We start from the raw sequence: 13,959 nt of genomic DNA, 5'->3' as shown, positions 1-13,959 counted from the left end.
GTGCGAAATCAGGTTGAATGCTGGATGGAATGCCCCTGCCGCTCACGCGTTCGCCGCCTTCGCGGACGGCAGCCGCGAGATGAGCCGCAGCGACACGGTGAGCCCTTCGAGCTGGTAGTGCGGCCTCAGGAAGAATTTCGACGTGTAGTAACCGGGGTTGTCCTCGACCTCGTCGACGACTACCTGCGCGGCCGCCAGCGGCTTGCGCGCCTTGGTTTCCTGCGACGAGTTCACGGGGTCGCCGTCGACGTAGTTCATGATCCAGTCGTTGAGCCAGCGCTCCATGTCGTCACGTTCGCGGAACGAGCCGATCTTGTCGCGCACGATGCACTTCAGGTAGTGCGCGAACCGGCAGCACGCGAACAGGTAAGGCAGGCGGCCGGACAGCCGTGCGTTCGCGGTCGCGTCGGGGTCGTGGTACTCGGCGGGCTGGTATAACGACTGCGCACCGATGAACGCCGCGAAATCCGAGTTCTTCCGGTGGACGAACGGCATGAAGCCGTTCTTCGCGAGCTCGGCCTCGCGGCGGTCGCTGATCGCGATCTCGGTCGGGCATTTCTGGTCGACGCCGCCGTCGTCGGTCGGGAACGTGTGGCTCGGCAGCCCTTCGACCGCCCCGCCCGACTCGACGCCGCGGATCGACGAGCACCAGCCGAACTGCTTGAACGAGCGGTTGATGTTGGCGGCCATCGCGTAAGCGGAATTCGCCCACGTGTAGCGGTCGTGATTCGCAGCGTCGGTGTCTTCCTCGAAGTCGAACTCGTCGACCGGATTGGTGCGCGCGCCGTACGGCAACCGCGCGAGAAAGCGCGGCATCGCGAGGCCGACGTAGCGGGAATCCTCCGACTGGCGCAGGCTGCGCCACGCCGCGTATTCGGTGTTCTGGAAGATCTTGGTCAGATCGCGCGGGTTCGACAGCTCCTGCCACGAATCCATCTGCATCAGCTCCGGCGACGCGCCCGCGATGAACGGCGCGTGCGCGGCCGCCGCGATCTTCGACAGCTCGCCGAGCATCTCGACATCCGGCGGACTGTGATTGAAGTAGAAGTCGCCGACGAGGCAGCCGAACGGCTCGCCGCCGAACTGCCCGTATTCCTCCTCGTAGATCTTGCGGAACAGCGGGCTCTGGTCCCACGCGACGCCCTTGTAGCGCTTGAGCATCCGCCCGACCTCGTTGCGCGACGCCGGCAACGCCTTGATCTTCAGCAACTCGTCGGTCTCGGTGTGCGTGACGAGGTAATGCAGGCCGCGCCACGCGCCTTCGAGCGTCTGGAAGTCGTCGTGATGCAGGATCTGGTTGATCTGCTCGGACAGCTTCCGGTCGATCTCCGCGATGATCTGCTTCACGCTGCCGTAGGCGTCGGTCGTCATGCCGACCGTATGTTCGAGCGCCTGCTGCGCGAGCGTGCGCACCGCACGCTCGACCGACTCGCGCGCCTCGGCGGTCTTCGGCTTGAATTCCTTCTGCAGCAGTGCGGCGAACTCGCCGGGCGCGGCTGCCGGTTGCGCGGCGGAGCGTGCGTCGCGGGTATCGGCGCGGGACTGGACAGGGTCATTCATCGCGGGCCTCCGTTCGGGTCGCGTCGCCGTCCCGCGCGTCCGCGTGCGGCTCGCGCACGAGTGTCTTCAGCAGGTCGGGGTCGTTGATCGCGCGCTCGATCAGCTGTTCGGCGCCGTGCTTGCCGTCCATGTACGACAGCAGGTTCGACAGCTCGGTGCGCGCATCGAGCAGCCGGCGCAGCGCGTCGACGTTGCGCGCGATCGCCGCCGGCGAGAAATCGTCGATCTGCTCGAACGTCATGTCGACGTTGAGCATCCCTTCGCCGGTCAGCGTGTTCGGCACCTGGAACGCGACGCGCGGCGCGACCGACTTCATCCGCTCGTCGAAGTTGTCGACGTCGATCTCGAGGAACTTGCGCTCCGGCAGGTTCGGCAGCGGTTCGGCGCGCTTGCCGGCCAGGTCCGCGATGACGCCCATCACGAACGGCAACTGCACCTTGCGCTCGGCACCATAGGTCTCGACGTCGTACTCGATCTGCACGCGCGGCGCCCGATTGCGCGCGATGAACTTCTGTCCGCTGCCTGCCGCCTTGGTTCTGTCCGTCATCGTCCACTCCTTCACATCGATCAGGTTGCGCGTACGGTGCCGCCGCTGGCCGGCGGCCTGCTTCATTCGCTCCGCTCGCCGCTCAGCAGGTCCAGCTTCGGCAGGCTCTCCGGAGCGAGATCCCGGATGATTTCGTAGAAGTCGAGCGCGAGCAGCCGCTGCGCGCGCCGCAGCAGCAGCGGCGCCGGGTGGCTCGGCTCATGCAGTTCGAAATAGCGGCACATCTTGTCGAGGCCGAGCCGCACGTCGTCGCGGCTCGTGACCTCGGCATCGCGCCAGGCCTGTGCGTTCGGCAGAACGGCCGGCGCCGATGCGGCTCGCGTGGTGCCGGATGCGGCCGGCGCGGCCGGAATCGAACCGTCCGGTGCGGACTGCCGCGCCATCGGCGCCGGCGCCGGCATTTCGCGCGCGATGCGTTGCAACGCCTTCTCCGTATCGCTCGCGTCGGGCGCCCATTCGCTGCCGAGCCGGTCCGTCACGCGCGCACGGATCGAATCCAGTGCGCGCAGCGCGGCATGCACCGCTTCGATCGGCATGCGACCGTCGTCGCGCACGGTCGACAGCGCGGCGATCAGGCCATCGCGGCTGCCTGCCGCCGGGCCGCCCGCTTCGTCGCGACCATCGAGCATGCGTTCGGCGTCGCGCACGCTCGGGCCGCCGTCGAACAACGGCTGGCGCCGTGCCGCGCGTGCGCACTCGTGCGCGCCGGCGACATCGGCGAGCGCGTTCATCCGCGGTGTCGGGTCCGGTTCGCCGTCGGCGTCGAGGCGCGGGTGCAGGTCGTCCCACCAGCGCTCGATCAGGTCCGCCACGACCGTGAGCCCGTCCGCATAGCCGGGAATGCCGTGCTGCTCGGTCCAGCTGCGCGCGAGATACGCGGCGACGCGCAGGTCCTTCGTCCGCTCGCCCAGCGCGAGCGCGAGGCGTTCGACCGTGCGCCAGTCGGGCAGCTCGGCCGGGATCACGGTGTCGCCGTACTGCTGCTCGGCGCGCGGCGTCGCGCGCTCCTGAAGCTGCAGGAAATCCGCGTCGTATTCGAGGTTCGGGCCGCACGGCGCATCGGGCGCGACGTCCGCGAGCAGCCGGCCGATCAGGTCGGCGCGCGGCGTCGCCGCCGGCAGGCCGGGCGACGGCGAGGACAACGCGGCGGCGGCCGGCGCCGCCTGGCTGACGTCATTCGAATGCATAGTCGATGTTGACCGGTTTGCTGCCGAAGTCGATCGCCACGGTGCGGTGCAACGGCGGCAGCGAGCCGTTGCGGATCTCGATCTGATAGACGCCCGGTGTCAGCGACACCGAGCGCAGCGGCGGGCTCGCGCCGCGCCGTGCGCCGTTCACGTACACGTCGCCCCACGGGCGCACGTTGAAGCGCACCTGGACGGTTTCCTGCTTCGGCGGGCGCGGCTCGGCGGCCGGCGCGCTGACCGCGGCGACGGCCGTGTCGGCTTCCGATGGCGACGTTTGCGCGGGCACCGGTGTGGTCGACGGCGACGCGGCGGCCTCTGACGGCGGGACGTTGACGACACGCTCCGACGCGTCGAGGCTGCCGGCCGGCGCGATGGTCGAGCGTGAGCCGGCTGGCGACGGTGTCGCGCCCGCGACGTCCGTGGCGGTCGTCGCGACCTGCGGCGCGGACGCGGCGGCCCCGATTGCCCCGACTGCGGGCGCGCTGGCCGGCGCGGCGGCCAGCGATGGCGGCGGCACCTGCGCGGACGATCCGGCCGGCAGGCTCGACGGCGGCACGACGATCGGCGTCGGGCCGTGCTGCGCGAGCGTCGCTTCCGACTCGCTGGCTGACGATGCGGCACCGGCCCGCGGCTGGCTTGCGGCGGCTTCCCGTTCACTCGCGACTTGCGCGGGTCGCGACAGATAGGTCGCGGCGATGCCGACGACGATCAGCACGGCCAGCGCGCCACCGATGTAGACCGGCATGCGCCGGTTGCCCGCCGCGATGAACGACGGGCGGCGCGGGGTGCGGGAAGGCGGCGAGGACGCCGATGTTGTAGCACCAGCACCAGCACCAGCAATCGGCTCTGCCGTTCCGTTCGGGTTTCCGGTCGCCGTTGCACCGCGCTGCCCGACGTCCGCCCCTGCGCTTGCCGATCGCACGCTCGCGTCGTCATGCGCTTCGGTCTTTGACGCTGATCGCTCATCTGCGGCCGCAGCCGACGCTTTGTCTGCCACACCGGAAGCACCGGAAGCACCGGAAGCACCGGAAGCACCCGAACCCCACTTCCCTTCCCCGCCTCCCCCCGTAGCAACCGCCTGCGGCGCAACGACCGCACCGTACCCGCCGCCAGCCCGCTCGACGTCCCGCAACCCCAGCTCGGCCGCGAACGCCGCGACCGACTCCGGACGATCCGGAATCCGCAACTGCAGCGCGTGATCGATCGCCGCGAGGAACGCGGGGCTGTACACCTCGCCGGCCGGCAACTCGCGCGACGCGAGCGGCCGGTACGTGTCCTTGATGCTGCGCACGACGGCCGCGGGCGGCAGTTCGCCGGTGATCATCGCGTGCATCACCGCGCCGAGTGCATAGAGATCCGTCCACGGCCCCTGGCTGAACGCGGGATCGTCGGTGTACTGCTCGATCGGCGCATAGCCGGGCTTGATCATCATCGCGCCGTCGTCGACGAGATCGCCGATGCGTTTGCGCGCCGCGCCGAAATCGAGCAGGATCGCGCTGCCGTTCGGGCGAATCAGCACGTTGTCGAGCGCGACGTCGCGATGGAAGCACTGTGCGCGATGCAGCGTATCGAGCGCGCCCAGCAGCGCACCGACGATGTTGCGCAATTGCGTTTCGCTCATGCGCATGCCGCTGTCGAGCAGCTGCTTGAGCGTGCGCCCTTCGTAGAACGGCATCGCCATGTACGCGGTGCCGTGGCTCTCCCAGAAGTGCAGCACCTTGACGAGCCCCGGATGGTCGAATTGCGCGAGCAGGCGCGCCTCGTTGAGGAACGCGCCGCGTCCTGCGTCGAACGCCTGCGCGAACCGCTCGGAGCGCAGCGACACCGTATAGTCGCCGCCGCGCGTCGCGAGCATCGACGGCATGTATTCCTTGATCGCGACCGCGCGCCGCAACGTGCGGTCGAACGCGCGATAGACGATGCCGAAGCCGCCGATGCCGAGCACCTCGTCGAGCTGCAGCTCGCCCAGGCGATGGCCGAGCGGCAGCGGCCGCACCGTGAATTCGGGCGCGTCGCCGCGGGTTGCCGTGTCGTGGTCGTTGTCTCTCGATGAAGGGTCCTTCATGTCCACCTCGCGATACCGCATCCGTGTTGCCCGCCGCCCGCTGCTAGCCGCCGAACAGCGTCAGGAACAGCGCGTTGTCGGGCACGCCCGTATGCGCATGCGTGCGCAGCGGCGAGCCGTCGGCACGATTGGTCCACCAGAAGCTCGTCCCGCCGTGCGGATCGAAATAGCCGGACAGCCCGGGCCACGCGGTGAGCGCCGGCCGCTCCGGCAGCGTCGCCGGCCTCGCGTCGACGACTTCCGCCGGCAACCCGCCGCCCGGCGCGAGCCGCACGCGGTCGAGCGTCTGCTCGAGATCGGCCGGCGCGCGCGCATGCCGGATCGCGTCGAGCAGTGCATGGCCGATCTGCCAGTAGAACGCGTCGGCGGCGTCCGGCAGCCCGTTCCAGTAATCGGTTGCCGGCATCGGCAGCGTGACGATCACCGGGTAGTAACGCCCGACGCGGTCGCAGCTTGGCGCGAGACAGCCGGCCTGCACGCACGATGCGCCGGCGCCCGCCGGCACCAGGAAGTTCCACACCGGTGCGACCGTGTAGTGGCGCGCGATCTCGTCCGGGCCGCGCTGGCGCATCGCGGCCATCCCCTGCTGAAGCCAGCGTTCCCACCACAGCGCGAGCGCGTGCGGCAGCCGGCTGTTCACGAAGTCGCCGGCGCCGGGAATCTTTCCGTACCAGGCCGGGGCGTCGCCATCGGCGCGCGTGAGCGGCGGGAGGCGGCTCATTGCTTCGGAGGGCATGTAAAGGACTCCATCTGGGGCAGCCTGAACGGATTGCGGACACTGCCCGCATTCACCTGCAGTACCAGCGGTTTTCCGTCGACGGTGAAGCGCGCGACCATCTGGTCCGAGCCGCGTCCGGCCGACACGGCCGCGCGGTCGAACAGCCGGTGCAGCGCCCACGGCCCGCCGGTCGTGAAGCCGTCGGTCGTGCCGGCCTGCCCCGATACCTGCAGCCGCACCTGGTTGCTGCCGCGCGGGCCCGGCCAGTCCACCGCGCTCTGCACGAGCGGGCCGTGCGCATAGCGGACGACCTGGCCGTCGACGTCGAGCACCATCTCCGTGATCGACGGATCCATTTCGAGCGGCTGGATCTGCACCTTCAGTTGCGCGGTGCGCGCGCCGCCGCCGAAATAGACGTCGCGAATCACCGCGGCCTTCTCGAACGACGCAAGCATCGCGGCCGCCGCCGGATCGGCATCCGCATTGCGGTTCGCGAAACGCCACGGGTGCGACGTCGTATCGACGATCGACTGCAGGTTCTTCTGGAAGAAATCGTCCATCAGGCCGCCGGGCGCGAACATCTGCGCGAAGTCCGCCGGCGCGACGTCGCGCGACGAGCCGCGCGCGAACGGATAGCGGCCCGCGATCGCCTGCCGGCAGAAGTCGCCGACGTTCGCGCCAGCCCGCTGCGCGACGCTGCGCTGCTCGACGGTTGCGACGCTGCCGTTCGCGACGTTCGACAGATCGTCGAGCACGTCGCGGAACGGTGTCGGCAGCCGGCCGGCCTGCGCGCGCAGCCGTGCGGGCGCGTCGGACGGCGGCGGCTGGGCGCCGCTGCGCAGTGCGTCGTCGGTGGCCGTCAGGTACGTATAGAGCGCGTCGATCGACTTCAGCACCGCGTCGAATGCCTGCGCCTGGTCGCCGCTGCCCGGCGCGAATGCGCGCAATCCGGCGAAGTGACTGTCGACCACCTGCTCGGGGCTCGCGGGCGCCGCCGCGGACGGATTCGCGTCGCTCGCGCCCTGCCCCGCGAAGATCTGCGACAGCGAGCTGCGCGCCTCGTCGACCTTGTCCTGCGCGCGCGACGCGAGCGTGCGTGCGCCGCCCGGCGTGTCGCCGAGCGCCGTGTCGCGCGCCAGCGCGATCATCAGCCGCGTGAGCGGCGAATCCGCCGACGACAGCGCACGCGCGACCTGGATGCTCTGCGCGAGCGTCGCCGTGTGCTGCAGCTTGATATCGGCGAGATAGTCGTCCCAGATCTTCAGGTAGTCGTTCAGGTACAGCTGGCGGATGTCGCGCGCCCACGCGCCGGCGTCGTTCGGCCCGGGGATCTCGGATAGCCCGAGGTTCAGCACCCACACCTCCTCGTGGCCGTACGCGTCGACCTCGCCGGCGAGGCGCGGCGAGAACACGTTGCGATAACCGTTGCGCGTATACAGGCCCGGCACGCCTTCCGACAGCGGCTTGCCGCTCTGGCGGCGGAACACCAGCGATGCGTCGGGCCCCACCGCGCGTGCGACGTTGAAATCGAATGCGGACGTCGCCGGCCGCAGCGTGCGCGTGAGCTGGCGGTACAGCCGCTGCGAGAACGGCACCTGGCGCAGCCGGTCGCGCACGTCGGCCACGAGCCGCTCGTTCATCGGATACGGCGACACGGCCACCCGGTTGCCGAACAGCGCGGCGAGATGCGCGCGCAGCGCCGAGCGTTCGGCCGGCGAGAAATCGGGCGGCAGCGCGCGCTCCATTTCCAGGTCGACGACGGCCTGCACGAACGCGGGGTCGTAGTGCGCGCTGTCGTACAGCATCAGGTACGCCTTCAGCGCCGCATACGCGTAGTCGGTTTCGTCGGGCCGTGCATCGCTCAGCGCGGCCTCCATCCGGCGCGCGGCGATCGGCAGCAGCACGTCGTCGAGCGCGCGCCGGTACACGGCGTCGACGGCCTCGTCGATCTTCTCGCCCTGAAAGAGCCCCCAGCGGTATGCGAGCGGCGGATGCGACCGGTCGACGCCGCCGGCATTCGCGAGCCCGCCGAGCGCGTCGAGCACCGGCAGCAGCCGCGCGATGTCGGCCGCCTCCGAGAACTTCGCACCGGCGATCTGCGCATCGACGGCCGGCACGCGCTGCGCGATCCGGTCGAGATACGCGCGATTGTTCGCATAGCTGCGCAGCCACGCGGCCAGCACGACCACGCTCACGACGGCCAGCAGCGCGTAGCCGGCGATCTGCAGCACGCGCCGCTTCTGATGCCAGCGCAGGTCGCTGCCGGCGAGCGCGGCTTCGCGGAAGATGTGCTCCTGCAGCAGCGACTTCAGGAAGAAGCTGCGCCCGGTCGAGCCGACCTGCGCGACCGGCGGCACGCCTTCGATCTTCAGGAAGCGCTTGATGCCGCTCATCACGCGGTCGAACGCGGTGCCCTCCTGCGTGCCGCTCGTCAGGTACACGCCGCGCAGCATCGGCATCGGTTCGAAGCTCGATACGGAAAACACCTCGGCGACGAACTGGCCGAGCATGTCCTGCAGGTCGGCGACCTGCTGCGGCAGCAGGTACGCCATCTCGCGCTGGCGCGCATCGGTCTGCGTCGCGAGCAGCTCGGGCAGTCCGTCGTTCAGCCGCTGGTGCAGCAGCCGGTATTCGCGGTCGAATGCGGCGCGCAGGTCGAAGCCCGGCGCCTCGCTCTGCGCGAGCGGAAACGTGAAGCCCCACACCTGCGCGCATTCCGCGCGGCCGAAGGTGCCGAAATACTCGGCGAAGCCGGCCAGCAGGTCGGCCTTCGTCACGAGCAGGTAGACGGGAAACCGGATGCCGAGCTGCGCGCGCAGTTCGAGCAGCCGCTTGCGCAGCACCATCGCGTGCTGCGTGCGCTCGGCCTCCGACGCCCCGACCAGGTCGGCGACGCTGATCGTCAGCATCGCGCCGTTCAGCGGCTGGCGCGTGCGGTACTTCTTCAGCAGCTCGACGAAGCCCTTCCACTCGGCTTCGTCGAGCGCGCGATTGCCCTCGTGCGTCGTATAGCGGCCGGCCGTGTCGATCAGCACCGCGTCGTTCGTGAACCACCAGTCGCAGTGCCGGGTGCCGCCCACGCCGCGAATCGCCGCGCGGCCGAACTGCTCGGCGAGCGGAAAACTGAGCCCGGAATTGACCAGCGCGGTCGTCTTGCCCGAGCCCGGCGCGCCGATGAACACGTACCACGGGAGCTGGTACAGATACTGGCGCGACATCCGGTCGAACCAGCGCGCCAGCCCCTTGCGCGCGCTGTCCGCCTGGCCGAAGCGGACTTTCTTCAGCAGCGTCGCGGCCTCGTCGAAGCGGCTGCGCAGCTCGTCGAGCTGGGCCTTGGCCGGATCGTCGACGGTGGCCGGCCCGGGCGCGGCGGCGCGCAACTGGTTCAGCAACTGCGCGTTCAGGCGGCTCGCGTGCCAGCTGCGCCACGCGACGCGTGCGCCCCACGCGGCGAACAGCGCGGCGATCGTCACCGCGCGCGCCCAGCCGCTCTCGAGTGGCCGGATTTCGGCGAACGCGAACAGCGGCCCGGCGAGCCACACGAAGCACGCGAGCACGACGAGACCGGCGAAGGTCCAGATTTCCCGCGACGGCAACGGCCGGACGAAACGCGCGACAGCCTGGTTCATGTCAGTTGGCTCCCTGCGTCGCGCGCGCGCCGACGGCGAGACTGCCGGGCGCCGGCAGCAGCGTGATCTCGACGCGCCGGTTCAGCGCGCGGTTCGCGGGCGTATCGTTCGGCGCGACCGGATCGAGCGTGCCGCGCCCTTCTGCCGCGAGCCGCTCCGGATGATCGAGGCGCGCGGCGATCATGCTGCGCACGGCCTCCGCGCGTTCGCGCGACAGATCCCAGTTCGACGCGAAGCGTGCCGTGTGCACCGGCGTGTCGTCGGTATAGCCGGTCACGCGCACGTGGCCGGGCACCTGGTTCAGCGCATCCGCGACCCGCGCGAGCACCGGCGCGTAACGGTCGATCACCGACGTCGAGCCGGACTTGAACAGCCCGTCGCCGCGCAGCACGATCACGCTGCGATCGGCGTCGTCGCGCACCGACACGAGGCCGGCCGCGATCTCGGGGGCCAGGAACTTCGCGACCCGCGGCACCGGCGCCGGGCGCGGCGGCGCCTGCGCGGGCTGCAGCTTCGGCACGTGCAGCGCGTCGATCGACGCGAACAGCTGGTCCGAATGTCCGGCCAGCGCGACGCGCAGCCCGACGAACACGCCGAAGCCGATCAACAGCGCGAGCGCCACGCAGACCCACAGCGGCACGACGAAGCGGCGCGACACGTCGCGCGTGACGATGTCGCGCCAGTGCGGCGACAACGCGGGATCGAATTCGCCGCGCACCGAACGGATCGTGTGAGCCAGCTGCCAGCGCAGCGCGTCGAGCTCCGCATGGCCATTGTCGAGCACCCGATAGCGCCCCTCGAAACCGAGCGCCAGACAGAAATACAGCAGTTCCAGCAGATCGAGGTGCTGACGCGGTTGCTGCGACAGCCGTTCGAGCAGGTGGAAGAACTTCTCGCCGCCCCAGGTTTCGTTGTGGAACGACACGAGCAGGCTGTGCGACGACCACACGCTGCCGCCCCACGGCGTCAGCGCGGCCGCTTCGTCGAGCGCCGTGCACAGACAGTAGCGCGCGCCGATGATCGCCTCCGACGGCACGCCGGCTTCCTGCGCGCGCGCCTCGAACTGGCGGATCTCGACGACGAGATGCTCGCGCAGCCATGCCGGATTCGGATGATGGACGGTCGAACGGATCTGCGGCACGAGATTGAGCAGCGGGTTCGCGGCCGCGACGAGCGGGTTCGTGCCGCTCGCGGCCCAGCGGCCGGGGCGCGGTTGCGTGGCCGTCGGCCCGGTCGCACTGGCTGCGGCGGCCGGATGCATGCCACCCGGATTCGGCGGCACGAATCCGCCTGTGCCGGCGGAGATCGAATCGGAGGAAGAATTCATCGTGCTGTCCCGCCCTCACCCGCGTATCGCCCAGAATTCCATCGAGAGCCCGGGGAATTCGCCGGCGAAATGAAATGCCAGACCGCCGGAGCGCGCCAGCTGCTTCCACAGGTCGCTGCCCTTGTCGATCTCGAAGTACGTATGTCCGGCGTGATACGGGATCTGCCGCGGCGCGACCGGCAACTGGCGCATCGTGATGCCCGGCAGCTGCAACTGCACCAGGTCGCGGATCCGCTCGACCGGGCCGAGCTTCGCCTGCGCGGGAAACCGCGCGCGCAGGCTGTCGGCCGGTATGTCGGCGCGCACCGCGAGCACGAAGCCGGCCGTGTCGCGCAGCGCGGGATCGGCGAGCGTCGCGACCCGGATGCCGTTGCCCGCGTCGCGCAGCTCGATCTGGATCGCGTTCTGCTCCAGCACCGTCGACAGCGACCGGCGCAGCTCCGTCATCAGTTCGGCGAAGCTCGTGCGCAGGTCGTCGTGCACGTAGACCGCGAGCGATTGCGGGCGCCGGCCGGCCGCCGTGAACGTGCTGAGGTCGCACGCGAGCTTCAGCCAGTCGCGAAACAGCGCCTCCGGATGCGTCGCGACGTCCTGCTGCGCGTGCCAGGTCAGCGCCAGGTAGCGGTTCACGAGCTGCAGCAGCAGGAAATCCGCGACTTCCGAGACGCCGCCGCGCCCCGGTTCCGACAGGCGCTCGGCCAGCGCGTCGCTGCGCTGCGTGAGCAGTCCGTGCAGTTCGCGCGTGTAGGCGAGCAATGCCGGGTCGCGCTGCGCGACCAGGCGCGGCGGGATGTAGCCGTCGTCGACGAGCAGCCGCGCGTCGGTGCGCCGCTCGACGATCCGCACGACGCCGAGCGCATGCCAGTCGCCGGTCAGCTCGGTGTCGAGCATCAGCCGGACGTTCAGGCGCCCCGTCTGCAGCAGCGCGGGGCCGAGCGCGACCGCGTTCGCATCGGCCACTTCGTATTCGCGCACGACGTAGCGGGCGACGTCCGCGTTGCCGCTGCCGCCCGCGTCCGCGCCGAACGACACCTCCTCGCCGCCGCCGCGCCAGCGCGGCAGCGCGAGCACGACGAGCCGGTCCTTCGCATCGGCCGGTATGTCGAGCGGTTCGGGCAGATCGTCGGGATGCGACAGGTCGAACGGCGTACCGTCGCGCATCACGCCCGTCGCCGCCCGCAACGCGACCTTGCCGAGCGCCAGCTGCTCACGGTCGATCTCGAGTGTGTCGAAGCCCCAGTAAAACCCCTGCAGCGGCAGGCAGCGCAGCGCGACGTAGCGTTCCCAGTGCCGTTCGAGCTGCTGGAAATGCTGCGGCCGCAGGAACATCCCTTCGGTCCACACCACGCGCTGACGCAGCGCGGCGACCGGCGTCGCGGACATCGTCGGTTCCGTCATGGGCGCCCCCGCGTGTCGTTCAACGCGAGACCGCCGTTCCTGACCGCGATCGACAGCTTCAGCTCACCGGGCGACGTCTGCCAGAACTTGTATACGTTGAGCTGCCTCGCGCGCGGCAGCGGCACCGTCAGGCGCCAGCGGTTCCTGTCGAGCATCCGGTACTCGGCGATCACGCCGATCGCACCGGCCTCGACATTGCCGCGGTAGTGCAGCGTGCGCGACTCGCCCGGCCGCAGGATCACGCGGTCGGTGCCGAGGAGGTCCGCGCCGAGGATGTTCTCGGGCTTGTCCTGGAGCGAGAAGAAATCGGCACCATCGAACGCCGACGCCGCGCGCAGCTGGAACACCTTCAGCACGATTGGCGACGGCCTGCGGTTGAGGTCAGGGTTGACGTCGGGCGCAACGTCGACCGTGATCGCATACGGCACCGCGGCGGCCCGCTCGGTGGCGCCGCATCCGGGCAACAGCAATGCACATCCCAACACGATGAACCCGCTGGACCGCCAACGCATATTCCACCCTCGCAGCGCAATAATTCCCCCGCCGATTTCCATAAGCGAAATCGGAGCTCCGGATTAAAAAGGGACAATTAATTGACCGGTAATTATGTGACTCGCATACCCTTCCGTTAAATTCCATGCGGCAATTTATTCTTGTAAAAAGCCGGGTCAAATCGCCAATTACGAGCCGGGGTCGAAATTGGGGTAATGACAATGGATTGAATTGATTTCGGTCATTTCGAGAAGACGTGTTAATTCGACCGGTTCGCGGCGGCGGCCCGGTTCTCTTGCATGGACATTTGCTGTATGGACGCTGAACCCAAGCCTGCCAGCCGTCGGCGGTGGGTGGTCACGCCCCGTGGGTCGTGCCAGGCTGTTTGCGTTGGCCGAACGGACGGCCCGCTTCTTCGGCCATTGACGGGCACCGGGCAAACAACTGACGAATCCAAAAAGCACAGCGAACTATAGAATCGATTTTATGGATTAACAAGTCGAAAACCGGGAATTGATTTGAGTGGTAACTCGAACGCATTTTTCCAATTGAAACAAAGTGTAACGACGGCATCGATCGGCATGATTGGCACTAGAATCCAACAGCGCTTGCGCAACACCTTCCAATCACGCAAAAAATTCATTCCAAAATGAAAGGCCGTTCATCGATCGTGATTTTTCTCGGCGCCTTGTTGCTGGGAGTCGGCGGATGCGGCACGTCCCCCACGCAGTCGGCTGCGCGCGCCGCGGTCGACAGCGCGCGCGCGGCCTATGGCGCGGGCGACTACGGACGCACGATTGCGATCCTGAGCCGGGCGAAGGAGATCGACGGGGCCGACACCGACACGCAGGTCGCCGCGCACAAGCTGCTCGCGTTCAGCTATTGCGTGACGAACCGCATCGCGCAATGCCGCGCCGAGTTCTCCAAGATTCTCGACCTCAACCCGCGCTTCGACTTGTCCCCCGCCGAGAAGGGGCATCCGATCTGGGGGCCCGCGTTCGAATTCGCGCGCCGCAGACATGCGTCGTCATCCTGA

10 protein-coding genes are annotated in these 13,959 nt (G+C 69.1%); 1 reads left to right on the top strand and 9 read right to left on the bottom strand.

Annotation, left to right across the window (positions count from 1 at the left end):
- Positions 1–42 precede the first annotated feature (42 nt).
- The 9 genes from tssC to tssJ form a co-directional block, all read right to left on the bottom strand.
- On the bottom strand, positions 43–1,560 hold the full coding sequence (gene tssC, locus ACTJKF_RS04770; protein WP_440622423.1) for a type VI secretion system contractile sheath large subunit: 1,518 nt from the start codon (positions 1,558–1,560) through the stop codon (positions 43–45).
- Positions 1,553–2,107, bottom strand: coding sequence for a type VI secretion system contractile sheath small subunit (gene tssB, locus ACTJKF_RS04765; RefSeq protein ID WP_440622422.1), 555 nt, complete (start codon positions 2,105–2,107; stop codon positions 1,553–1,555). The genes tssC and tssB overlap by 8 nt, the downstream gene beginning before the upstream one ends.
- A 62-nt stretch (positions 2,108–2,169) precedes the next feature.
- The gene (tssA, locus tag ACTJKF_RS04760; RefSeq protein WP_440622421.1) at positions 2,170–3,294 is read right to left on the bottom strand and encodes a type VI secretion system protein TssA; all 1,125 of its coding nucleotides are present in this window, start codon (positions 3,292–3,294) and stop codon (positions 2,170–2,172) included.
- The gene (locus ACTJKF_RS04755; RefSeq protein WP_440622420.1) at positions 3,281–5,359 is read right to left on the bottom strand and encodes a protein kinase domain-containing protein; all 2,079 of its coding nucleotides are present in this window, start codon (positions 5,357–5,359) and stop codon (positions 3,281–3,283) included. Before ACTJKF_RS04755 ends, tssA begins: the two co-directional genes overlap by 14 nt.
- 43 nt (positions 5,360–5,402) lie before the next feature.
- Complete coding sequence (tagF, locus tag ACTJKF_RS04750) at positions 5,403–6,095, bottom strand: type VI secretion system-associated protein TagF (protein ID WP_440622418.1); 693 nt, start codon at positions 6,093–6,095, stop codon at positions 5,403–5,405.
- Complete coding sequence (gene tssM, locus ACTJKF_RS04745; protein ID WP_440622416.1) at positions 6,077–9,706, bottom strand: type VI secretion system membrane subunit TssM; 3,630 nt, start codon at positions 9,704–9,706, stop codon at positions 6,077–6,079. The genes tagF and tssM overlap by 19 nt, the downstream gene beginning before the upstream one ends.
- A 1-nt stretch (position 9,707) precedes the next feature.
- Positions 9,708–11,033, bottom strand: coding sequence for a DotU family type VI secretion system protein (locus ACTJKF_RS04740; RefSeq protein ID WP_440622415.1), 1,326 nt, complete (start codon positions 11,031–11,033; stop codon positions 9,708–9,710).
- Between the two features lie 15 nt (positions 11,034–11,048).
- Positions 11,049–12,431 (bottom strand): type VI secretion system baseplate subunit TssK, encoded by a 1,383-nt coding sequence (tssK, locus tag ACTJKF_RS04735; protein ID WP_440622413.1) that lies wholly within the window; start codon positions 12,429–12,431, stop codon positions 11,049–11,051.
- The gene (tssJ, locus tag ACTJKF_RS04730) at positions 12,428–12,943 is read right to left on the bottom strand and encodes a type VI secretion system lipoprotein TssJ (RefSeq protein ID WP_440622412.1); all 516 of its coding nucleotides are present in this window, start codon (positions 12,941–12,943) and stop codon (positions 12,428–12,430) included. The genes tssK and tssJ overlap by 4 nt, the downstream gene beginning before the upstream one ends.
- A gap of 629 nt (positions 12,944–13,572) precedes the next feature.
- On the opposite strand from tssJ, the gene ACTJKF_RS04725 reads away from it, so the two are divergent.
- Entirely contained in the window at positions 13,573–13,959 is a 387-nt protein-coding gene (locus tag ACTJKF_RS04725; RefSeq protein WP_440622410.1) for a TssQ family T6SS-associated lipoprotein, read from the top strand.

The sequence above is a fragment of the Burkholderia sp. 22313 genome (genome assembly GCF_052045245.1).
In the GTDB taxonomy this organism is placed as follows: domain Bacteria; phylum Pseudomonadota; class Gammaproteobacteria; order Burkholderiales; family Burkholderiaceae; genus Burkholderia.
This window is presented reverse-complemented; position numbering and strand designations above follow the sequence as displayed.